This window comes from Novosphingobium sp. BL-52-GroH (assembly GCF_044813085.1).
Taxonomy (GTDB): domain Bacteria; phylum Pseudomonadota; class Alphaproteobacteria; order Sphingomonadales; family Sphingomonadaceae; genus Novosphingobium.
Genome location: NZ_CP171152.1, coordinates 2,613,911 through 2,634,641 on the forward strand (window position 1 = coordinate 2,613,911; position 20,731 = coordinate 2,634,641).

Annotated in this window: 31 protein-coding genes and 1 tRNA gene; 12 read left to right on the plus strand and 20 right to left on the minus strand. The window is 64.9% G+C overall.

Annotated features, from left to right (window positions below):
- Positions 1 to 31 precede the first annotated feature (31 nt).
- The 20 genes from ACFFDA_RS25205 to ACFFDA_RS25300 form a co-directional block, all read right to left on the minus strand.
- Positions 32 to 268 carry a hypothetical protein gene (locus ACFFDA_RS25205; protein WP_404480007.1) on the minus strand — a complete coding sequence of 79 codons (237 nt, stop codon included), beginning with the start codon at positions 266 to 268 and terminating at the stop codon, positions 32 to 34.
- A gap of 6 nt (positions 269 to 274) precedes the next feature.
- The gene (locus ACFFDA_RS25210; protein ID WP_404480008.1) at positions 275 to 514 is read right to left on the minus strand and encodes a hypothetical protein; all 240 of its coding nucleotides are present in this window, start codon (positions 512 to 514) and stop codon (positions 275 to 277) included.
- Positions 511 to 1,098 carry a hypothetical protein gene (locus ACFFDA_RS25215; RefSeq protein ID WP_404480009.1) on the minus strand — a complete coding sequence of 196 codons (588 nt, stop codon included), beginning with the start codon at positions 1,096 to 1,098 and terminating at the stop codon, positions 511 to 513. Before ACFFDA_RS25215 ends, ACFFDA_RS25210 begins: the two co-directional genes overlap by 4 nt.
- Positions 1,095 to 1,544, minus strand: a complete 450-nt coding sequence (locus ACFFDA_RS25220) for a hypothetical protein (protein WP_404480010.1) — start codon at positions 1,542 to 1,544, stop codon at positions 1,095 to 1,097. The genes ACFFDA_RS25215 and ACFFDA_RS25220 overlap by 4 nt, the downstream gene beginning before the upstream one ends.
- The gene (locus ACFFDA_RS25225; protein WP_404480011.1) at positions 1,537 to 1,764 is read right to left on the minus strand and encodes a hypothetical protein; all 228 of its coding nucleotides are present in this window, start codon (positions 1,762 to 1,764) and stop codon (positions 1,537 to 1,539) included. The genes ACFFDA_RS25220 and ACFFDA_RS25225 overlap by 8 nt, the downstream gene beginning before the upstream one ends.
- Positions 1,761 to 2,336: a hypothetical protein gene (locus ACFFDA_RS25230; protein WP_404480012.1), complete on the minus strand. Its 576-nt coding sequence runs from the start codon at positions 2,334 to 2,336 to the stop codon at positions 1,761 to 1,763. Before ACFFDA_RS25230 ends, ACFFDA_RS25225 begins: the two co-directional genes overlap by 4 nt.
- Positions 2,333 to 2,527 (minus strand): hypothetical protein, encoded by a 195-nt coding sequence (locus ACFFDA_RS25235; protein WP_404480013.1) that lies wholly within the window; start codon positions 2,525 to 2,527, stop codon positions 2,333 to 2,335. Before ACFFDA_RS25235 ends, ACFFDA_RS25230 begins: the two co-directional genes overlap by 4 nt.
- Positions 2,527 to 3,126 (minus strand): hypothetical protein, encoded by a 600-nt coding sequence (locus ACFFDA_RS25240; protein ID WP_404480014.1) that lies wholly within the window; start codon positions 3,124 to 3,126, stop codon positions 2,527 to 2,529. The genes ACFFDA_RS25235 and ACFFDA_RS25240 overlap by 1 nt, the downstream gene beginning before the upstream one ends.
- A complete protein-coding gene (locus ACFFDA_RS25245; protein WP_404480015.1) occupies positions 3,123 to 3,311 on the minus strand; it encodes a hypothetical protein in 189 nt (62 codons plus the stop codon). Before ACFFDA_RS25245 ends, ACFFDA_RS25240 begins: the two co-directional genes overlap by 4 nt.
- Positions 3,311 to 4,408 (minus strand): DUF6551 family protein, encoded by a 1,098-nt coding sequence (locus ACFFDA_RS25250; RefSeq protein WP_404480016.1) that lies wholly within the window; start codon positions 4,406 to 4,408, stop codon positions 3,311 to 3,313. Before ACFFDA_RS25250 ends, ACFFDA_RS25245 begins: the two co-directional genes overlap by 1 nt.
- On the minus strand, positions 4,408 to 4,743 hold the full coding sequence (locus ACFFDA_RS25255; RefSeq protein WP_404480017.1) for a hypothetical protein: 336 nt from the start codon (positions 4,741 to 4,743) through the stop codon (positions 4,408 to 4,410). Before ACFFDA_RS25255 ends, ACFFDA_RS25250 begins: the two co-directional genes overlap by 1 nt.
- Positions 4,736 to 5,209, minus strand: a complete 474-nt coding sequence (locus ACFFDA_RS25260) for a hypothetical protein (RefSeq protein WP_404480018.1) — start codon at positions 5,207 to 5,209, stop codon at positions 4,736 to 4,738. The genes ACFFDA_RS25255 and ACFFDA_RS25260 overlap by 8 nt, the downstream gene beginning before the upstream one ends.
- Positions 5,209 to 5,673, minus strand: coding sequence for a hypothetical protein (locus ACFFDA_RS25265; protein WP_404480019.1), 465 nt, complete (start codon positions 5,671 to 5,673; stop codon positions 5,209 to 5,211). The genes ACFFDA_RS25260 and ACFFDA_RS25265 overlap by 1 nt, the downstream gene beginning before the upstream one ends.
- Positions 5,673 to 5,909 (minus strand): DUF2312 domain-containing protein, encoded by a 237-nt coding sequence (locus ACFFDA_RS25270; protein WP_404480020.1) that lies wholly within the window; start codon positions 5,907 to 5,909, stop codon positions 5,673 to 5,675. The genes ACFFDA_RS25265 and ACFFDA_RS25270 overlap by 1 nt, the downstream gene beginning before the upstream one ends.
- A gap of 128 nt (positions 5,910 to 6,037) precedes the next feature.
- Positions 6,038 to 6,460 (minus strand): hypothetical protein, encoded by a 423-nt coding sequence (locus tag ACFFDA_RS25275; protein WP_404480021.1) that lies wholly within the window; start codon positions 6,458 to 6,460, stop codon positions 6,038 to 6,040.
- A 310-nt stretch (positions 6,461 to 6,770) separates the two neighbouring features.
- Positions 6,771 to 6,968 (minus strand): hypothetical protein, encoded by a 198-nt coding sequence (locus tag ACFFDA_RS25280; RefSeq protein WP_404480022.1) that lies wholly within the window; start codon positions 6,966 to 6,968, stop codon positions 6,771 to 6,773.
- Positions 6,965 to 7,300 (minus strand): hypothetical protein, encoded by a 336-nt coding sequence (locus ACFFDA_RS25285; RefSeq protein WP_404480023.1) that lies wholly within the window; start codon positions 7,298 to 7,300, stop codon positions 6,965 to 6,967. Before ACFFDA_RS25285 ends, ACFFDA_RS25280 begins: the two co-directional genes overlap by 4 nt.
- On the minus strand, positions 7,297 to 7,596 hold the full coding sequence (locus ACFFDA_RS25290; protein WP_404480024.1) for a hypothetical protein: 300 nt from the start codon (positions 7,594 to 7,596) through the stop codon (positions 7,297 to 7,299). The genes ACFFDA_RS25285 and ACFFDA_RS25290 overlap by 4 nt, the downstream gene beginning before the upstream one ends.
- Positions 7,593 to 7,961, minus strand: a complete 369-nt coding sequence (locus tag ACFFDA_RS25295) for a hypothetical protein (RefSeq protein ID WP_404480025.1) — start codon at positions 7,959 to 7,961, stop codon at positions 7,593 to 7,595. Before ACFFDA_RS25295 ends, ACFFDA_RS25290 begins: the two co-directional genes overlap by 4 nt.
- Before the next feature lie 369 nt (positions 7,962 to 8,330).
- Complete coding sequence (locus tag ACFFDA_RS25300) at positions 8,331 to 8,708, minus strand: helix-turn-helix transcriptional regulator (protein WP_404480026.1); 378 nt, start codon at positions 8,706 to 8,708, stop codon at positions 8,331 to 8,333.
- A 93-nt stretch (positions 8,709 to 8,801) separates the two neighbouring features.
- Here ACFFDA_RS25300 and ACFFDA_RS25305 point away from each other — a divergent pair, with 93 nt between their 5' ends.
- The 12 genes from ACFFDA_RS25305 to ACFFDA_RS25360 all read left to right on the plus strand — a co-directional run bounded on the left by ACFFDA_RS25305 (position 8,802) and on the right by ACFFDA_RS25360 (position 20,657).
- Positions 8,802 to 9,005 (plus strand): helix-turn-helix transcriptional regulator, encoded by a 204-nt coding sequence (locus tag ACFFDA_RS25305; protein ID WP_404480027.1) that lies wholly within the window; start codon positions 8,802 to 8,804, stop codon positions 9,003 to 9,005.
- 139 nt (positions 9,006 to 9,144) lie between these two features.
- Positions 9,145 to 9,384 carry a hypothetical protein gene (locus tag ACFFDA_RS25310; RefSeq protein WP_404480028.1) on the plus strand — a complete coding sequence of 80 codons (240 nt, stop codon included), beginning with the start codon at positions 9,145 to 9,147 and terminating at the stop codon, positions 9,382 to 9,384.
- A 2-nt stretch (positions 9,385 to 9,386) separates the two neighbouring features.
- Entirely contained in the window at positions 9,387 to 10,505 is a 1,119-nt protein-coding gene (locus tag ACFFDA_RS25315) for a toprim domain-containing protein (RefSeq protein WP_404482874.1), read from the plus strand.
- Between the two features lie 171 nt (positions 10,506 to 10,676).
- Positions 10,677 to 10,751 (plus strand) — tRNA-Met (locus ACFFDA_RS25320).
- A 448-nt stretch (positions 10,752 to 11,199) separates the two neighbouring features.
- Complete coding sequence (locus ACFFDA_RS25325) at positions 11,200 to 13,206, plus strand: hypothetical protein (RefSeq protein WP_404480029.1); 2,007 nt, start codon at positions 11,200 to 11,202, stop codon at positions 13,204 to 13,206.
- A gap of 1,376 nt (positions 13,207 to 14,582) precedes the next feature.
- Complete coding sequence (locus ACFFDA_RS25330) at positions 14,583 to 15,143, plus strand: hypothetical protein (RefSeq protein ID WP_404480030.1); 561 nt, start codon at positions 14,583 to 14,585, stop codon at positions 15,141 to 15,143.
- Entirely contained in the window at positions 15,140 to 16,681 is a 1,542-nt protein-coding gene (locus ACFFDA_RS25335; protein ID WP_404480031.1) for a hypothetical protein, read from the plus strand. The genes ACFFDA_RS25330 and ACFFDA_RS25335 overlap by 4 nt, the downstream gene beginning before the upstream one ends.
- 4 nt (positions 16,682 to 16,685) lie before the next feature.
- A complete protein-coding gene (locus ACFFDA_RS25340; protein WP_404480032.1) occupies positions 16,686 to 16,934 on the plus strand; it encodes a hypothetical protein in 249 nt (82 codons plus the stop codon).
- A 15-nt stretch (positions 16,935 to 16,949) separates the two neighbouring features.
- Positions 16,950 to 17,657: a hypothetical protein gene (locus ACFFDA_RS25345; RefSeq protein WP_404480033.1), complete on the plus strand. Its 708-nt coding sequence runs from the start codon at positions 16,950 to 16,952 to the stop codon at positions 17,655 to 17,657.
- A 35-nt stretch (positions 17,658 to 17,692) separates the two neighbouring features.
- Complete coding sequence (locus ACFFDA_RS25350) at positions 17,693 to 19,339, plus strand: portal protein (RefSeq protein ID WP_404480034.1); 1,647 nt, start codon at positions 17,693 to 17,695, stop codon at positions 19,337 to 19,339.
- The gene (locus ACFFDA_RS25355) at positions 19,340 to 19,669 is read left to right on the plus strand and encodes a hypothetical protein (protein WP_404480035.1); all 330 of its coding nucleotides are present in this window, start codon (positions 19,340 to 19,342) and stop codon (positions 19,667 to 19,669) included.
- Positions 19,659 to 20,657: a hypothetical protein gene (locus tag ACFFDA_RS25360; protein ID WP_404480036.1), complete on the plus strand. Its 999-nt coding sequence runs from the start codon at positions 19,659 to 19,661 to the stop codon at positions 20,655 to 20,657. The genes ACFFDA_RS25355 and ACFFDA_RS25360 overlap by 11 nt, the downstream gene beginning before the upstream one ends.
- The last annotated feature ends 74 nt before the right edge of the window (positions 20,658 to 20,731 follow it).

Sequence of the window (20,731 nt, forward strand, 5' to 3'; positions counted from 1 at the left end):
GGCGGATGATGCATCCGCCCCGGGTAGGGTGTCAATTCGAGGCGGCGATGGCAGCCTCGCGGTCGACGAAGCTGCTGAGCAGAGCGTTCAGTTCGTCGTTATGCTTTATTTTCAGTTCCTGCACTGCGTCCTTCTGTTCGTCAGTGAGAACCTGTTCGACCTCTGCTTCGCGGCGTACACGAAATTCATCGTGTCCGGTAGTAATCCGGCCGTGAAGTATGACCTTGTCGAAATTGATGTAGGCGAGATCGAACCATTCTTCCGGCATTAGTGATTACTCCTCGATCTTCGCTACCGGCTGAGCGCGCAGTTCCTCGGCCTGCCTGCGAAGGCGGTGCGCGAGATCCTCTCCATATCCGATGGCCTGCCCCGGAAGCAGGCCGAGGATGGTGCGGATCGCCTCGTACGCCTCGGCGAGCGGAGCAAGGCGATTGATCTGCGCACGCAGCCGCTCGATCTCTTCGGCCGCCTGCTGTGCCATGTCGGCGACATCGTGGTTCCGAAGCGTCGTCACTGGACATTCGCGCGGACGGCCGCGTCCTTCGCCTCGAGGAGCTTGCGCAGGGCTACCGAGCGCTCGGCGTTCCGGGGCAGCACCGCGATCATGTAGCAGGCAAGCTCATAGAACTTGATCGACGTGACCTGCAGGCTCGCCGGAAGGTGGGCGAAGTGGAAGTAACGCAGGATCGGATCCTGCTGCAGCTGCTCCGCGCTGAAACCTTCCGGCGCGGGGTGTATGGTTTCGGCCATCATGACCTCCTGTGGTGATGCCGGCGACCGGCCGGCGCGGTAGGTGTCCAGGGCCGCATCAAGGCCCTCGACAAATTCTCCATCTGTGATCGTGCCGAACTCAGCGATGTTGTCGGAGAGGCGCTTAGCGGTCTCGATCACGTCGTTGGCCAGGCGCAGGCGCTCGACCAAGTCGAACACAATCTCGCTGGGGCAGTCGGCCGGAGCGAAGCCCTTCAAAAGCGGATCTTCCAGCGCGCTCGCATAGCACTCGAGGAAGCGCTCGCCGATGCTAGCCCGCGTCTCGATCGTTTCTGCGTGGGGGCCGATGCCGTCGAACTTCTCGTAGCTCTGCAGTGGGTCGCTCATGCCGGCACCCGATCATTGAAGGCCTGCAGGGCGCGATCGATCCCGCTTTCGTCACCGGTGAACCCAGGCCAGTTGCACCAGAGCGCTGCCCGCGCGGCCGACACGAGCTCGACGACGTCGGCGGGGATCTCGGACGTCGGGGCGGTGAGCCGTGCCGCCAGCCATCGCACCGCGTCTTCGCCCTGCACGGCGATCACATTCGGCGCGCGGCTCATCTGCTCCGCTATGCGCGGCGAGTGCATGCGCTTCACCTCGATGTAGATCCCGCCCTCAAGGAGGAAGTCGAGACGAGCGGGGTTCTCGGTCTCACCGGCGAATTGCAAGCCTGCAGCGGTGAGCGCTGCGGCTATGATCGCCTCCATAGGATCTGAACGCGTCGGTAGCGTGTGATGGCAAGGATCCATCGCGAAGCCCCCGTGATCCTTGTAGCCGGTGTCGTCACACATGGCGCAGGGCATCGTAGGCCGCCTTTCTCTTCATTTCGCGGAACAGCTTGCGCAGCGGGCGCGCATCAAAGTCGTTGACATCGAGGCGGCGGACCGCGTTCGCGCGGATGTCACCCTCCCGCAGCACGTCTTCGGCGATCACTTCGTCGCCATGCAGGTGCATGATGTTTGCGACCGCGATCAGATAGCCGGCCTCGAACGACGCTTTGTCGAAAGTCACAATGCCATCTCCTCTTGAGCCACGCCTTCGCGCGCGGCGATGTCGGCCTCGATCGCTTGCCATTCGTCCCGGGAGTCCTGCTCCTGGGGCGTCGGTTCGATCGCGGAAAAGTGGGGGCGCACGCCGTTGGACGGCTTCCAGTCCAGGCCGAGCTCGTAGATGGCGCGCAGGCACTTGAGCCGGCGAACCTGCCGATCGGCGTCGGCCTGGGTGAGCTGGCCCTTAGAGATCCACCGCGGATAGATCTGCTCGCGGTAGGAGAGCTCGCGCGTGATGGCGGCGCGGCGCTCGGACCAGGTGTAGGCGTGGAGCGTGGACTTCGCCCGGCGTTCGACCTGCAGGGGATTGATCGCCGGCTTGCCCTGGTCGACCGGCTCACGCGATGCCTGGAAGCGACGGACGTCCTCGAGGAGCGCGCCGAACAGATCCAGTTGCCGATCGGCGTCGGCCTGCGTCAACTGGCCCTTGCTGACCAGGCGCGGGAAAGTGTTCTGCCGGTGGGCGATCTCGCGCAGCAGCTCGGCGCGCAGATCCGCCCAGGTGACGTCGGGGAAGGCGTGGTGCGGGGTCACCGGTAATCTTCCAGGGCTTCGACAACCTCGCTGATGGTGATGTCGCCGTCGAGCTCCTCGAGGAAGCGGAGGAGATGGTCGCGCCACAAGCGCATGTCGGCGCTGTCGGCGAATGGCGACTTGAGACTTTCGGTCCGCTTGCGCGACTGCGCGGTGCTTTCCATGGCCTCGATGATGTCATCGCGGTCCATCACCCTTCCCCCGATACGGCGGGGGTGGTCTGGCGGGCGCGCGAGATGACGCTCTCAACATAGGCCAATGCGTCATCTTGCGGCTTTCCAAGCGACCGCATATAATTCCACGCCTCGATGCGAAGAGCGCTTTCAAGGGACGCTGACAGTTTCTCCTGATCGGAGGGGGCGGGGTCAGTCGTCGCAGTGACAGCGCCGCCAATGGCGGAAGCACCGGAGGCACCAGTCGAGCATTGTGCACCCTTTCTGAAGGCATGGACCATCGCCGTATGAGCGGCTTGCAAGGCGCCTAGGTTGGAAAAACTGAAAATCAGCCGGTAGCTTCGTTCAGATGGATCGGGGTGGCCGTTGGATTGCGAAGTCATGAAGGCATCGCGCAAGGTATCAAGCGCCACCGCCTCCCCCTCTCTCGCGGCGGGCAGGGAGGCGAGGGCGGCGCGCATCGCCTCAAGCGCTTTAGGCTTGGTGTCTGCGATCAGACCGGTATCCCACCAGCCCTCTCCGCCGAAGAAATCGCAATGCGCCTTAGCCATAGCCTCTACAGTGGCGTCGTCGAAGCGCGCCACCGCCTCCACGGCGCTGTTTTGTGCGTCGGTCATGCTCCGATCCTCATCAGTTGCTCGAGGGCGGCCTCGGCCTGCGCGGCGCCGTGTTTCCAGAACAGGGCGCGCTTGGTCGACGGGCGGTAGGGGCAGCGCGCGGGCTCGGTGCCGCGCATGAAAGCATCGATCGCGGCGTCGCGGCCTTCGCGCACCAGCGGATCCTTGGGGACGGGTGCCGGCATTACGCGGCGGCCGACCTAGACTTGCAGAACTTGTCGCGGCAGGCTGCCGCTTCGCGGTGGTCCACCTTCCTGTCGCACTGATCGCACCAGCGCGGGCCGGTGGCCATGGATACCGCAGGGCCGGTGCCCGGCCGGGACACCGGCCTGGGGGCGGGCGGTGGGGTACGCGCTGGGGCAGGCGCTGGGGCGGGCGGTGCCGCGGGCGCTGGTGGGGGGGGCGGGGTTGAGGCGACGCCCTTGATGCCCTTGGGCTCACCGATCGCGCGGGACCAGGCGGTGCGCAGTGCTTCCTCGCTGGCGGCGGAGAACTGGAAGTTGGGTTCCTCCGCCTTGGCGCGCGCCACGTCCTCGCGCCATTTATCCTGGCTGCGCAGGGCGAGCATGTTGGTGAAGATTTCGAAGCGCTTTTCGGTGAACCGGCCGTGGCGATGGATTTCGTCGGCGCAGACCGCAGCGATGCCGGGGAACACGGTGCCGGCATATTGGAGCACCTGGCCGGAGAAAGCCTGCGAGAGGGCTTGCAGGGCAGCGCGCGTGGCGGGTTCGCCGCGTCGGCGCCAGGCAACCTCGATCCCGGCAACGTTCGATACCATGCCGGGCTTCCAGGCGGTGGGATTGCCGTGCGGCGCGAGGGCGAGGCCGGCGTCGGCCAGGGCGGCGACGATCGCGCAGGCCTCTCGGTCGCCACTGGCGACAGCGGCCTTGAACAGGTCCAGCTTCTTGAGCGGCTTGCGTTCCTGGTTGAGCTTTACGAAGCTGGCGGCCTCGGCCGCGACGCTGGCGTAAGTGCGCACGGCGCAGGGCAGCTGGGCGATGTCGCCGCGCAGGCGCGCAGCCTCCAGCCTGTGCTGGCCGTCGATCACGAAATAGGCGTCCTCGCCGCCCTCGCCCTGGCGGCGGGCGACGACCAGGGGCAGGCACAAGTCCCAGTCCCAGTGTTGCGCGATGCGGCGGATCAACGCCTGGCTATCGCCGCCGGCGGCGGAGCGCTGGTAAGTGGCGTCCACGGCGAGTTCCTGCGGGGGCAGGAACTGCAGGACCAGCATGCGGCCGAGCGGCGGGTTGACCTTGACGTGGGAGGTGGTCTGCTTTGCCATCAGGAGGGTTCCTCGCTTTCGTGGATGTCCTCGAGGAGATCGAGCGGGATGCCGACGCTCTGGTCCGCGAGGAATTTCGCGCAGGCGGCGGCGAGCTGGCCGAGGTCCGACCGGTAGCTGGCCGCGCTTGGCTGGCATTCGAGGATTTCACTCTCGATCCGGGCGGTGCGCAAAAGCGCCTCGGCCAGCTTGGCCACGGGCTCTTCGTCTCCGAACGGCCAGTTGCAGCGGGCGCCCTCCATGTGGAAGCGGAGCAGCTCGCCGCCGGCGTCGCCGGTAGCGGCCGCCGCGATCAGCGAACTGCGCTGCTGGCGGAGGATCTGGCGGTCAGCCATCGATGTCGGCCGCTGCTAGCGCGCCGGTGCCGCGCCGGGGGCGCTCAGCCGGCCATGGCTCGAGCCATTCGTAGAACTCAAACCACTCTTCCCAAGCTCCTCCCTGCTGCCACTCCTGCAGGAAATCGAGGCCCCCGCTTGGATCCTCGTAAACATTGAGGGCCCAGTGGAGTGCCTGGGCGGCAGTGCCGTGATCGCCAAAGGGTCTGCCCGTGGCGGGGTCGTATCGCTCCCAAGGCGGGTCGGCAAAGCTGACGGGCAAGCCATTCAGTTTAAAGATGCTGCGCGCGGCGATGTCGTTTCGCGTCTTGCAGCAGATCCAGTTTCCGTCCCATCCGGTGAAGGTGGCTGTCCGAGCTGTACCAGGGCAGCTGGTGAAGGCGATGCGATCGCCGTCCTTCAAGGCGGCCTTGGCGCGATCGATGCTGCGGATCTGCGCCGCTCGGTTTGCAAGGTGACTTGCCATCAGAGCACTCCCACGCTGCGGAGGCGGTTCACAAAGTCCGCGCTGCTTTGCTTCGTCAGCTCGCCGAGCGAACCGACGCCGACCAGAATGGAGGGCGGCATCGGGATCTTGGCATTCACGGGCCGCCAGATATGCAGGCAGTACGGATGATTGCTGATGTGCTCGCTCTCTTCCGGGTGCAGCTGCATCGCGACTTCGTGCGGGTGGAAGAAAAGGCGCTTCACCTCGTCCATTTCCGCCCATGTGGGGCAGCGGCCGGGAAGGCTGACAGAGACATGGTCCCAACCGTGGCCGCCGGGCGCGTCGCCGGCGCTGGCAATGACGCGCAGCGGTCGCTTGGAGCTCTTGATCGGCACTTGGAAAATCCCGTGGACGCGCTCCATCATTGGGTGGTTCATGCCGCCGTAGAAGCTGTGCTCGAGGTGGCGCGCCCGCAGGTGGGTGAGTTCGCTCAGGTCACGCATCAGTCGATGCCCATCGCGGACTTGTAGGTGTCCAGGAGCATTTCCATTTCGCGGCGATCGTCGGGCTTCATCTTCCGCAGGCGGAGGATCTGGCGCATGATCTTGACGTCGTAGCCAACGGCCTTGGCTTCACCCATGACATCGCGGATGTCGTCCGAGAGGCCCTTTTTCTCCTCCTCGAGGCGTTCGACCCGTTCGATAAGTCCGCGCAGGCGGGCGTCGGTATTTTCTGCCATCTCGGTTCCTCAGGCGAAGATCGCGGCGGCCGCTCCGGCGGCGCTGGCGACGATAATCAGGGCTATGATCCAGGCCTCGGCCGGGACGCGGTGATTGCGGTTTTCCATGTGCCTCTCCCAGGCGATGGTCAGAGTTCGGGCAGGTCGTCCTCGTCGACGTCGGGGGCCGGCTCGTTTTCGAGCTCGGCATCGATGCGGTCGATCGCGGCGAGGATGAGGGCGGCGGTCTTCACCAGCTTGCGGCGCGTGACATCGAGCTTGCCGTGCCCGTAGGCGGCATATTCGGACGCGGAGGCGAGCTGCTTTTCGACCTGGCGCATCATCGAGCGCCGGCCGTTCGCGGTGAATTCGCGGTGATGGTAGATCGGGATCTCGCGATCCCTCTCGGGCGTGTGGCCGAACGTCACGATCTGTTCGAGCCGGGCGGCCATCACGTCTTCCATGGCGCGCACGGGCACGCCGGCAAAGGTGGCCCCTCCCGCCGGCGCCGCCGCGGGGGCATGCGCGGCATCGACGGGAGGGGTAGTAGGCGCGCCGTCCGTCCCGGCCATGGGGGAACCGGATTGGGACATTGACGGCGGCGCGCTTTCCCTGGTGCGACCCAAAGGAAACTGTGACGGGCCCGGCTCACCCTGGGCCAGACTTGATTGCGACCCGGCGGATACTGCTGCTCCATCCGCCGGGCCTTCACGTCCCGCCCGCTCGAGAGGACCCTCCGAAAAAATGGGCGCGCAGGAAGACGGAACGCTATCTTCGAACATGGTCAGTTGCTCGCCAGCAGGGCGAGGTGGATGCGGGCGATCGCCCATCCGAGAAGGACGCTGGCGGCGAAGGCCAGCGCGTAGAGGCGGGCGAAGGTCGTCACCGCCAGGCACCTTCGAACCCGACGAGGGCGAGGAGCGGCCGGATGATGATAAGCCCGATCGCGAGGCCGCAGATGCTGCCCATCGCCCCGCCCAGGGCGGATTGCAGCAGGTCGAGCTGCGAGAGCGCGCGCGGATGGCCGGCATCGACGCGGGCCAGCCAGATGGCGAGACGGCGGGAGGGGCGGCGGATCACGACTTGCCCCGCTGTGCGCGAATGTTGTCGAGAGCGGCCGCCACCTCGCCTGCAGCTTCGGCATCGAGCCTATCGGCGAGCTTCATCAGCGAGGCGGCCATTCGCCGCGCACCCTCGACCGTTAGCCCTTGCATCAGGCCAGTGTCACCAAGTGCCATGCACAAGATGATGGCCTTGCCCCCGTTGGCGCAGTGGCTGACGCCGTTTTGCCAGCTTTGGGCGCTGTAATAGGTGACGCCGCTGATCTCGGACATCGGCGGGATCTCAGCGGAGATACCGTCTAGGGGGCCGAAATCGGTACATCCCGGCATGCGGCGCACAACGGCTTTCATGCTGCCAGCGCTCCCTGCCCGCAGTGGCTGCAGTAGCCGGTGCGATCGCAGCAATCCGCCCAGGCGGCGACAGTGAGTCTGGAGCCATCCTTGAAGGTGGTGGTCACGCCCGTGGCGTACTCCATCTCCATGTCGCGGATCTCGCCGCTCCAGTCGGCCTGCAAGATCTCGTCGACGCGGTAGATGTCCAGCTTTTGGCTGTCTTCACCGGTGAAAGAGAACTGCGCCAGGTCGGCGATCGAGGTGGCGTCGCCGAAGATCTCGGCGCGATTGTCGACGGAAAGCTGCAGGTTCATGCCCGACCTCCCGCGATCACGCGCAGGCCGAGGTTGCCGGCAGCCTCGTCCATTTCGCGGGCGGCGTCGGCCATGGCGGCGCGATCGACGCTCATGGCGTTGTCGGGGGGGAGGAGATCGCCCAGCCATGCGTCGACCGCGTGGCGGAGCCACTGGCTTTTCATGGTGACGTCGTCGGTAAGACGTCCGCCGGTCATGCTGGGCAGCGGCGGCGGGAAACCCTTCTCGCGCACCAGCAGCGAGACGTACTGGGTCAGCCGACGGGCTTTGAAATCATCCTGGCCCAGTCGGCGTCGGATGTAGAGGATGCCGACCGTAGTGGTGTCGGCGCTCGCCTGAGGCGAGAGGATCGAATGTAAGGACAAAGCGGCCTCCGTTCGTGTGAACGGGGGCCTTGTAAGTCTAACTGACTTAGTATGTCAAATAGTCTTATTTTGCTGTGCGATTATCGTCGTTGCTGGATCGCCTACGCCTCACTGCCTTCCCGATTGCATAGCCCGCCAAAAATGATGCCTGGGTAACGCCAGGCGGGATCACGAAGTTGATGAGAAGTGCCATGCTGTTGCGCACGGCGATGCTACCCTCAAGGAAGGCAAGAAAGCATAGGCCAAAGGTAACCGCCGACACTATCGCAGCGACCTTGAATGGCTCTGATATCCTATCGCTTGCAGATGCGCCGCAGATAACAGCTAAACCGCCAACTATAAGCATGTCGGCGGCGAAGCTCATCGCTTCTAGGCGACTTTTTTGCTTGAGCGGAGAGCTTTGACTTCTTCTGCCGGTTTGAACTCTGCTACCGGTTCCGCCACGCGCTCAATTAGATGCTTCTGCGTCTCATCAGCCTTGCGGTAATGGTGAACCAGTTCTCGCTCAGCTGGTTCGAGGCGGTCCGGATTATCTTCCTCGCTAAGCAAATCGGCGAGGCGAACCTCTAGGGCCTTCGCGATCCGCCGCGCCCATTCGAACGTGAGGTTGCGGCCGCCGTTCTCGAGATTTCCTATTTGCGTTTGATGTAAACCCACCCGCTCGCCTAGCTCAGCCTGCGAGAGGCCTGCTTTCTTGCGATACTCGCGGATGCGGTTGTCCGGAAACATAGCGAACAGGTAAGTCATGCGGACTTAGTGTGCACTGCGAAAGTTGTCTTGTCCATTGACGCGATAAGTCCCATTGTCTTATTCCGGGAGGCGGGCAAGGAGCGAGACGTCTTGAGCTACGGCGAAGCGCTGAAAAAATGGCGGGAAAGCAGCGATATGACGCAAGCCGAACTGGCGGGCGCCATCGACGCGCACCCGCAATATGTCAGCGACATCGAGCGTGGTGTCCGCCGCCCCGGCATGCGCGTTGCGCTTTCGATCCGTCGTGTGACGGATGGCGAGGTCGGCCTCGACCTTCTCGACGAAGCGGCCTGAACTGTGCGGCATAAATCCCCCTCGCCATTGGCCGAACGACCAATAAGCCGTGATAGTTATCAACAGGCAAGCCGGTTAACCATGAATGTGGTCGATCAGGACCTTTTCCTTGTGCTGCAACCGTTTGCAGTTGCAATTGATGGTTAACTCCTCGGCGATCTTCGACCAGCGGCCGGGTGAATTCGAGGCCACGCGCGCGCCGGGCGGCCGCGTGAGCGCGATCGGCATGCGCGTGGGCGGGGAATGGCGCGTCGGCCTGTTCGGCGATGCCGGCGCGATCGTCCACCTGTCGGTCGAAGACGCCATGGCGCTGTCGATCGAACTGAGCACGTTGGCCGAGATGGTCCACGCCCTGGCCACCCCGGGGGAGATGCGGTGACGATGCTCAGCGTCGGCGAGATCGCTGAAAGGATCAACGCCCGGGCCCGCGAGCTGGCCCAGGAGCTGTTGCCTAACGGATCCTATAGCCAGGGCAAAGACAAGTGGATGTTCAGCGGCATCGCTGACACCGGCCGCTCCGCCAGTGCCTGGGTCCACCTGTCCGGCCCCAAGATCGGCAAATGGTTCGACATGGGTAACGCGCTGGCGGGCGAGGAAAAGGGCGACATGCTCGACCTGCTGCGCCTCAAGCTTTGCCTGGCCGAGCCGCGCGATGCGATCGAGGAGGCCAAGCGCCGCCTGGGCATCGTCGACGACTGGAAGCCCGGTAAGCCGGCGCTGCTGAGCCCTGAAGAGCGCGATCGGCGCGCCCGCGAGGCGCAGGACCGCGCCGCTATCCGCGACGCCGAGTTCGAAAAAGAGCGCCAGGCCAAGGTTGCCGGCGCGAAGTCGCTGTACCTGAAGGGCAAGCCCATGGCTGGCACGGGCGCGGAATTCTATCTGATCAACCGGGGCGTCTGCACGGCGCTCGAGGCCGATGCCGAGGGCGCGTGGCCCAATTCGCTCAAGTTCCACCCCGAGGTGTACTGCAAGGAATTGTCGGTGAAGGTGCCGACGATGCTTGGCACGATCGTCAACGCCATGGGCGAGCAGGTGGGCGTGCATCGCACGTTCCTGCACGAATGTCCGCGCCGGGGATGGGTCAAGGCCGAGGTGGTGAAGCCCAAAAAGGTCTTGGGCCCATGCAAGGGCGGCTTCATCCCCATCAACCGGGGATCCAGCGGAAAGTCCATGCGCCACATGCCTGAAGGCGAGGCGATCTACGTCACGGAAGGCGTCGAGGACGCTCTGGTCGTTCGCATGATGCGGCCGGTCCTGCGGATCATCGCGGCGTACAGCCTGGGCAACATCGGCGAGGTGCTGCTGCCGCCGGCGGCAAAGCGCCTGGTCATCGTGGCCGACAATGATCCGAACCTGGACGAACAGGACAAGCTGGAACGCTCGATCGCGAAACAGCAGGCGCGCGGCATCGAGGTGCTGACCGTGCGGCCGCCGGCCGAGCACAAGGACATCAACGACTGGTGGATCGCGCTGCGGCGCCAGCAAGGGAGAGCCGCGTGAGCCAGCTGACGCGATGGGGATTTGACCGCAAGACGGGCCGCAAGCTGCGCCCGGACCTGCTTGTGCGGTCCGCGATGGCGCCGGTGAGTTCGGCGATGGGCCCGGTGAAGGCCTTTCCGGATATCGTTGGCGGTCCGGGCCTGTTCAACCGGCTCGATATTATTGCAAGCTCGCAGGGTAGGGCAGCGGCAGCCCGCTCGGTCCATGTCCGAAAGGTCGCAGGTTCGAGTCCTGCCCCTGCAACCAAAATCCATGCGAAAGCGCGTGATGAAGCGCCAGCCCCGAGGCTTAAACGGGCTGGCGTGGAGCGGGTGAGTAGGGCCGCTGCAGGCCGGTCTGCAGCTGCAACGTCTGAGATAATGGACGTGACAGCCGGAGAGACGGCACTTCTTTCGAAAGCCGCCCACGTCGTCCCTGCGGCACAGGCGGTACCACCGGAGCGGGTGACAGTCTTACCCCCCGCCACCGCTCCGGTGGATCCTGTCAAACCCCGGCCCCGGGCGCCGCGCATAAACTTATCGACGGCGCCGAGCGGGATGGAACGACTGTACGAGGGAACACCCCTCGAGCGCATCACCATTCCATGCCTGCGCCAGGGCACAGCCTATTGCCGGTGCAATCCGGAAGGCCTGGTGCCCGACTGGTTCGGCCGTGACTGCATCGAGCCGCACTGCGGCCTGAAAGGCTCCAACTCATGAGCAGCAACGCTATACAGGCGGCGCTCGACAATCCGCAGCCGGCGCCGGAGTTTGCCCAAGCCGGCGATATGGGCCCTGAAATGGACCGTCACGGCGATGGCGGCGTCAAGCCGTTCCCGCCCGACTGCCCGATCAAGGTCCTGGGCAATCAACAGGACGTGACGGGTAAACAGAGTTGCTACTACCTCAACTGGAATGGTCAGTTGACCGGCCTCGAGGCTGGCAACCGGCACGGCAAGAATGCCCTCGCGGCACTATTCGGCCCCTCGTTCAACTGGCTCGAGGCAAACTTTCCGCAATGGTCGAAGCCGCGCAACGAGTACAATAAAGAAACCAAGAAATGGGAGGAAGTAGAGCCTCCCAAGATCATCGGCATGGACCAGTCCGCCGCTGCCCAGGCATTAATCATCGAGGCTGTTCGCAAGGGCGTGTTCGATCCTGCCGGGCGCATGCGCGGGCGCGGCGCCCATCGTCCTGAAAAGGGCGCCGGCGGTCTGGTCTACCACTATGGCGACAAGCTGCTGGTGAGCGTCCCCAACGCCAAGGGCGGCATCAAGGGCTGGCGCTATGCTGATACCGGCCTGTACGAGCGCTACGTCTATCCCTCGGCTGAACCCACGCCCCGGCCCTGGCACGAGGAGGTCGGCGCCGAGGTCGGCGAGGCGCTGCTGAACCTGCTGCAGACCTGGCAGTGGAAGCGGTCGTTGCTCGACTCTGTGTTGTGCCTGGGCATGATCGGCGCCAGCATGATCGGCGGAGCCTTGCCCTGGCGCCCGCACGTGTGGATCACCGGCGGCGCCGGCACTGGCAAGTCTACGCTCAACGGCAAGGATCAACTGGTGCACAAGCTGCTGGGCGCCGGCACGTTCCGCACCAGCAACACCAGCGCCGCCGGCATCCGATCGCACCTGCGCAACGCGACGGTGCCGGTGATGATCGACGAACGCGAGGCCGAGAAGGACAACCGCGGAAACGATGCCATCATCGAGCTCGCGCGTATCGCCTCGAGTGGTGACACGGCGACACGCGGCAGTGCCGATCACTCGGGCGTGGAATTCACGCTGCAGAGCTGCTTCTGGTTCTCGAGCATCCTGATCCCGCCGCTGTTGCCGCAGGACAGATCGCGCCTGGCGATCCTCGAGCTGATGCCCCTCAAGGAAGACACCCCGCCGCCGGAGGCTTTGCAGACAACGGATTTCGGCGTGATGGGCCAGAAGCTCATGCGCCGCATGATCGACGGATGGCCTCGCCTCGCGGCCACCAAACAGAAGTTTCATGAGAAGCTGTCAGGCCTCGGCCACAGTCCGCGCGCATGCGACCAGTTCGGCACGCTCCTGGCCTGCGCCGACATCCTCATCAGCGACGACGTGCACTCGGTGCCGGCTGATGAGGAAATGGAGGCCTGGCTGCAGGAATGCCGCCCGCAGCGGATGGCCGAGGTGACCGAGACCACGGCCGACCACGACGCCTGCGTAGCGCACATCATGACAACGCTGGTGCAGTCGCGCGGCGGTGACGAGCGCGAGCAGATCGCGACGTGGATCCAGCGCTCGCTCAACTTCGCGATGCAGCCGCTGTTCGGCGACGCGATCGCCAGCAACAAGGCGCAGGAGGCCAATGATCGCCTGCACCAGATCGGCCTAAAGCTCGTCAACGCACGGCGCCTGCCGGAGAGCACGGGGAAGGATAACAAGGTCACCCCGGCCCGTTGGGGCGCCGCGACGTTCGATCGCGAAGATCCGGGCTACCTGGCAGTGGCGAACAACCATCAGGGCCTCTCTCGCGTGTTCGACACCACCGTCTGGCAGGCAGGGGTGTGGCGCCAGTCGCTTGCGCGCGTCCCGGGTGCCCTGGGGTGCGAGAAGGTGTCTTTCGGCTCCTACAAGTCACGTGCGGTCCTGGTGCCGCTGTCGGCGCTGTTCGACGACGACGAACTACCGAAAGCGAGCCTGCGCGAGACGGCCGCCGAATGGGTCGCGCAGCAGATGAAAGAGCATGGCTGATGCGAGTGCCAAGCGCCCGCATGACCGCTCAAGTTATGGCCGATAAACCGGACACAATCTGCGTAATCCACAGGGGATTGACAGAATGCTGATCATGACTTCTCCGCGCCATCGCGGACTTACTTGCGATCGCAGCGGCGGCGCAGCCGACGCGGTGCGCGATTGCTCATCATCTGCGCTTCCCCGGCCCGAAAGAGCTTCGCTGCGCGCCTGGATGACAGCGCTCGGCCAGGCGCCGACGCGCGGCCGCCACGGCGCCGCAGGCGACGTGAACAGCGGCCGCTTCCTTCGCCTCTCTCCCCGGCCCGTCGCCGCTCTGCAGCCTGTGCCCGTGGCGCTGCGCCTGCCTCTCAGCCTCTCATCCTTGACCCCGGCCCGTTGGCAGTCCAAGAGATTGGATGTCCAGTCGCGGGGCAAAAACGGGCCCGGGGGGGCGGTTCCAAACGGAACCAGTCCGGAACTCGCGCGGAACTTCCATCCAATTGATAACTATGCGTTTTTTGCGCAGTTCCGCAGTTCCGCTCCGGAGCCTCGCGTACATGTGCGAGGGCGTGTGTATGCGAGCGTCCGCGCGTACATGCGAGGGGGATTTTCCGGAACTCCGGAACCAACTAATTATATCGTTATAGAACAAAGGGTTATTGGTTCCAAAAGTGGTTCCGCCCAGTTCCGGTTCGGAACCAACGTCGCCGCTGACTGCCTCGCTGGCAGAAAACTCAGCGTTATCAATATTCTATCGGTCGGATATTCGTCGGACCTCGGCCAATGGGCCTGCAGCACCGTAATTCGGGGGAGGCCGGCGAAAACTTTCGGCCTCGGCGTCGCCGGCGGCGGCTCGGCCGCGCCGATCGAGGGCCTCGACCTGGTCGACCAGGCGCGCTCGCCCTGGCGCAGCGAGAATGGCGGATTTCCGCCGATCTCGGGCGCTCGCTGGGCGCATGTTGGAACGATGATGTTGGAACGATGGGCGCAAGGCACTGCAATTGCAGGGCTTTCCGGCTCTTGTCGTCTGCCTGTCAGGCTTACGCGCGCCGCCCTGGTGGAGGCCCCCGGGGGGTCGGCGGGGCCCTCGGCACCCCCCCTTGCCCCCATCGCGACGGCGTCGCTGCCGAGCATGCCGGCGCACGAGCGTGGCCAGATTTGGAACGGACCTGCGTTCCGTGATCGCGGACCTGAGCGCGGCGCGGCCGGGGGACGCGAAGCTTGGGGTGGGACGATCGGGTCGGGGTGGAGCGTCGCCGGGCGCAAAACCCGCAAATTAGCTGCGGGTCGGGGATGTGGCGGAGGTGTCCAGGGGGCACCAGGTCGACGCGCCCACGGTAGAACGGGAGGCGTCGGTGTCAACTGAGACTGGTGGAAAACAAGAGGTTGAGAGCATGATGGACAGCGCGAAGGCGCTGTTCGAGACTGCCAAGGCGGAAGAGCGCCAGCTCGAGATGCTCGATCCCGTCACGCCGGAGGAGATGGCCGAGGCGCGCGAGCTGCTCGGCGCTGGCGCGGGCCGTCTCACGGTGCTCCGTCATGCCCGCGAGCGCCGGCGCGGACGGCCCAAGGGATCGAAAAACAAGCGGACGGAGGATTTCGCGCGGTACCTGCTAGGGTTCGGCCAGGACCCGGCGATCACGATGATGCAAATCCAGTCGACGCCGCCGGAAGTGCTAATCGAGGCGTCGCAGCAACCCAAGGTCCATAGCTTCCGCAAGGATGGCACCGCGAACGTGGTGACAGAGCGCATGACCTACGCCGAGGCGCAGGCGTTGCGTATCCGCTGCGCCGAGGGCGTCATGCCGTTCATCCACAGCAAGAAACCGATCGCCGTCGATGCGACCATTCGCGGCGTGATCGTCCAGGAGCAGATTGGCGAGATCAAACCGGCGACCGGTGTTGTCGTCGATGGCGACATCCTCGGCGTTGCCAAGCCGGAGGACGACGCTTGAGCGCCCAGTTCGACATTCGCACGCTGAATTCGCCGGGCCCGATCTCGGACCAGTTCCTGCTGTCGCGCGCCTTCCTCAAGATTATCATCGGTCCGGTGGGTTCGGCAAAGACGATGACCGCGCTGCGCGCTCTGCGCCGCGTCGGCACGAAACAGGGCGGCCGGCGCGACGCGAACGGCGTGATCCGCCGCAAAGCGCGCGTCGGCGTAATCCGCGAGACCTATCCGAATATCGAAAAGAATACCTTGCCTTCGTGGTTCCGTATTCATCCTGAAACGGATGGCCATTTTACTTGGAAGGCGCCGTTCACTCACAAGTTAACGCTCATCCTTGGGTTTGATGAACACAATCAGCCGAACGATGTCTGCGATTTTGAGATAGAATTCCGCGCGATCGGCGATCGGTCGGTGGAGGAAGCCTGCCGTGGCTGGGAAGTCGTGGCGGTGATGATCGACGAAGCGGATCTGCAGCCGCCGGATCTGCTCGCGTTCCTCTCCGGCCGCGTCGGCCGCTCCTCCGACCTCGATCCTGCCCTGGTCGTCGACCAGCAAATCATCATGTCGCTCAACGCGCCGTACATGGATAACTGGATCTATGCGCTGGCGATCGAGCGCAACCTGGGTGAGCTGCTCGATCCCGAGTTGATCGAGGTCCTGGGCGATCGTCCGCTCATGGATGTGTTCATCCAGCCCGGCGGGCGCTCGCCAGGCGCGGAGAACCTGCACAACCTGCCCAAGGGCTACTACGCGATCCAGGCGGCGCTGAACAAGCATCGGCCGGACTACGTGGCGCGCATGCTCGACAACAAGTTCGTGCCGATGCAGCACGGGCAGCCGGTCAATCCGCAGTTCGATTACTCGCGCCACGTGCGCAAGATCGAGTTCGATCCGCGCCGCATGCTCATCGTCGGTTTCGACCAGGGCCTGTTCGCTTCGGCCGTCGCGACGCAGCGCACGGCGGAAGGGCATTTTCGGTCGCTGCGCGAAGCCGTGAGTTTCCTCGAGCACGGCAAGGTGCTGCGCAAGATCGGCCCGACCGCGTTCGGCCAGATGGTGCGGGCGATGATGGCCGAGCACTTCCCCGACGTCGATCCGGACCGCATCCGCTTTGTGGGAGATCCGGCCGCCTGGCGCGCAAAGGACAACGAGGATGACGAGCGCGACTGGATCCGCTCGTTCGAGAAGGCGCTGGGACACCGCGCGTTCAAGGCCAAGACGAACCGGGCCTCGTTGCGCAACGAGGCAATCTGGAAGGCCCAGGCCGAGCATGACGGCTATGCCGTGGATCCCGAGTGCAAGCACCTGATCCGCGGGCATCTCGGTGGCTACCGGTACCGCGATGCCGCGATGGGCTCGAACAAGTCCGAGACCCGGGGGCACCTCGAGGTGGCGGACACGATCTACACCCACGTCTGCGACGGCGAGCAATACGCGGCGGTCGAGGGTGAGCACGTGATCTCCGACATTCGCGGCCGGCCGCGAAACATGGGCCGCACTGTCGTGAACGACAGCGATTTCGACGTTTTCAGCGGGAGCTAGAGCTATGGGAAAAATCTTCAAAGGCATCGGGAAATTCTTGGTCGGCGGGGTCGTCGGCGGGCTGCTGGGCCTCGGTGGCAAGAGCAAGGCGCCCTCGGCGCTGGGGGCGCCCACGCGCGACGATGCCATGATGCAAATCGAAAACGAGGATGAGCTGCGCCGCCGCAAGGGTGCGGCCGCCGACATCATCAACGGGTCCACCGGCGCCGAGGCGGCGCTGGGTTCTACGGGCAAATTCGTGCCCGGAAGCTGAAAGGGAGTTTAGGTTATGGCCGATAATCAGGACACAAATGGCGGGGGCGAAAGCTCCGATGCCCAGATCAAGGCCGCATTTCTGCGGCTCGGGGTTGCTTTCGAGGATGAAGGCAACACCGATAGCGAAACCGTGATCGCTGCCCTCAACGGCCTCGCGGACCGCATGGAAGTGCTGTCGAGCGAACGCCTCAAGTTCGAGACGGATCTCGTCGCGCGCGAAGGCGAGCTGCGGACGGCGCAGGCAGAGGTAGCCGGTCTCAAGCGGCAGGTGGCTGCACAGAAGGGTCAGGCCACCAAGGCCCGCGCGGAACACACCCAGACCGCCGAGCAGCTGGCGGCCGCCCTCGAGCGCCAGCCTGACGAAGTACCGGCCCGCAAGCTGCCCAAGGATCTGCCGGAGCTCGACAAGGGCGATGTCAGTTCCCTGCTCGATCTGGTCGGCAGCGCCAGCAAGGTCGAGGTCGTGGCCTTCATGGAAGGCACCGAGGCGCTCGGCGTACCTCCGCTCACGATCGAAAGCGATGTGCCTGTCCCCCTGCGCGTCGGCTTCGCCGGCCTCGCTCTGGGCGTGGAGCGATGGGAGATCACCGGCCCGGCCGTGATCGATGGCTGGGCTCTCTACCTCGACGGTGAGCTCGCTGCCTATCGCAAGCGCGATGCCGGCCAGCTGACGATCGGTAGCCACCAGGTGTGGAACCTCGCCGGCGACGTCCTGCTCTGAAACCTACGCGCAATCCGCCTTGGGAGTGACCCACGATGAATGAACAAATCCAGGATGAAGAGCTCGCCAAGGCGGATCTGCGCGACCACGAACGGCTGAAAAGCCTGCGCAGTCCTTGGGAAAGCACGTGGCATGAGGTCGACGAGCGCTTCCCCAACGGCGCCGGCGGTTTCAACAAGTCGTCGCCAGGCCAGCTGCGGGGCGCGCGCAACTTCGACACCACGCATATCACCGCGAACAAGCGGTTTGCGGCCGCCGGCGTTGCCATCACGACGCCCGAGGAAAAGGACTACATCAACGTCCGTTTCCTCGACGATGATCTGATGGCGATCCGGGCCGTCCAGTTGTGGTGCGAGCGGGCCAGTCGGCGGATGTACGGGATCCGGCACGCCGCGCGCACCGGGTTCGGCACCGCGGCGAACGAAGACTGGGACCAGCTCGGCCGCTACGGAACGTCCCCCGTTTTCGTCGACGGCAAGCCCGGGCGTGGAATGAGCTACCGGGCGCTGCATCTCTCGGAGGTCTACATCGATGTCGACTATGCCGGCCTCGTGGACACGGTGCATCGTTGCTACAAGCGCTCTGCACGTCAGCTCGAGCAAGAATTCGGGATGGACGCACTCACGCCCAAGATGCGCGAGGCCCTGAATGCCCCGGGCAAGGAAAACACCGAATTCGAGATCCTGCATATCGTGGCGCCGAACCGCGCCTGGGACCGCGAAAAGCTCGACTGGCGGCGCATGCCGATCGTGTCGCGCTATCTGGCGATGGAAGAAAAAACCTATATCCGCCGCGCCGGGTTCTTCACCATGCCGATCGCGGTGTCGCGGCATACCACCAGCGCCGGCGAGATCTACGGCCGCTCGCCCGCGATCGACGTGATGTCGACCATCAACGGCGTCAACGCGATGCGCAACACGGTGCTGCGAGCCGCGCACAAGGCAGTCGATCCCGCGCTGCTCTTCAACAACGACGCCGGGGTGACCAAGCTTGTCACTCGGGCCAGCGGGCTCAATCCGGGATTGGTCGACGATATGGGCCGCCCGATGGTTGCGCGCATGCCCGGTGGCGAGAACGGCATTCCGATCGCTGTCGAAATGATCGAGCAGGAGCGCCAACCCATCCGCACCGAGTTCCTGGAAGACTTCTACCGCATCCTGACCGATCCCAATTCGCGCATGACGACGACTGAGGTTCTCGAGGTCATGGCGAAACAGGGGATCCTGGTGCGGCCGTTCGCCAGCCAATATGCGACCGAAAAGCAGGGGCCGATGTCGCAGCGCGAACTCGATCTTGCGATCCGCAACGGGCAGCTCGAGGAATTCCCGGCCGAGGTTATCGAGGCTGGCGCCTGGCCGATGGTCGAATATGAAAACATGCTGGCCAAGATGGCGCGCGCGGAAGGCACGTCGAGCACGCTGCGCTTCGTCGAGGCGCTTCCCATCCTAGCCCAGTTCGATCCCAAGGTCGTGAACCGGGTGAACACGGGCGCGATCGCCATCGGCCTGGCGAAAGAGATGGGTGTGCGGCCGAGCTACCTGCGCAGCGACGAAGAGGTCGCGGCGATCGAGGCGAAACAGGAAGAGCAGAAGATGGCCATGCTGCAGGCCGAGCAGCTGCAGCAGGGTTCGCAGGCCGTCCTCAACCTGTCGAAGGCCAACCAGCTTTCGGAGGCCGCGTAAGTGGACCAGGTCGTAAACGTCCACTCTGAGGCGTGGGTTATCGTGTCGCGGATCTACCGGGATTTGTTCCGCTGGCTCGTGGTGCCCAAGAGCCGGCTTTACCGGTGGGTTTTCGGCGAGGGGCCGGAGGGCATGCGCCGCTGCGGCGAGCTGGTGCTCTCCGACCTGGCCGAGTTCTGTCACGCCGACAAGCCGACGATTTTTGATACCGATCCGCTCGTGATGGCGCGCCGCGAAGGCCGGCGCGAAGTGTTCGTGCGGATCCAGAATTTTCTTAACCTGGACGAAAACGCCGTCCGTAAAGTCATGGAGATAGACGATGGGTATTGAGAGCGAGGGTGGCGCTGGCGGCGGTGGTTTCGGTGGCGCAGCGGATCTGCTCGGCGGAGCCGCTCCGGCAGCCGGGGACAGCGGTGGCGGCGGCGGTGCTGGTGAGGGTGGCGGCGAAGGCGGCGGCGGTACCGGTGGCGGCGATGCTGGGCTCGGTGCAGATCCTGACTGGTGGGGTACGCTTTCGGCTGAGGCCGAGGGTGAAGCGGCGGCGAACCGCGACTACGTGAAGTCCAAGGGCTGGAAATCGCCCGACGACGCGATCAAGAGCTACCGTGAGGCCGAACGCGCGCTGCGCGATGGCGGCCGGATCAAGGTCCCCGGCGAGGGCGCCTCGGCCGAGGAAGTCTCCGCCTTCAACAAGGCGATCGGTGTCCCGGAAAATATCGAGGGCTATGTGCTCCCGGATGTGAAGGATGCGGACGGGAATTCGATCCCGCTCGACGATAGCTTGCTCGGCAAGCTGCTTCCGAAGGCGCTCGAGCGCGGTGTCCCGGCGGCCGCCATGAACGGCCTGGTCGCCGATTTCGTGCAGCTGCAGCTCGACGACGTCGCCCAGTTCGATGCCGACGCGAAAAAGGCGGCCCAGGCGTGGGTTACCGCGCAAGGCCAGCAGTCCACCGAAAAGCTCGCGGCCATCGATGCGGCCGGGCGCGCGCTGGGCTTCACCTCGCAGGACATGGTCGCGATCCGCAATGCCCTCGCGGCCAGCAACGGGCCGGAGGCTGGCGTCGCCAAGGCGCTCGATGCCTTCACCAAGCTCGGCCAGGGCATGGCGGAGGATACGATCATCACTGGCGGGCGCGGCCGCTTCGGCGTGACGGGCCGCGAGGCACAGGGCGAGCTTGACGCGATGAAGGCGCAGGCCGGCACCGACAAGGCGTATGGCCAAAAGGTGCAGACCCCCGGCACGCCGGAGAATGCACGGTGGAACCGCCTGCAGGAATCGGCGGCAGAATGGCAGAGGCAGCAGGACCGGGCGGCCTAAAACCCGCTTGACACCGCGAGTCGCGTCGCTCATTTTCGCCGCTCATCGAAGCCCGGGCACGGTTCGCCGTCCCG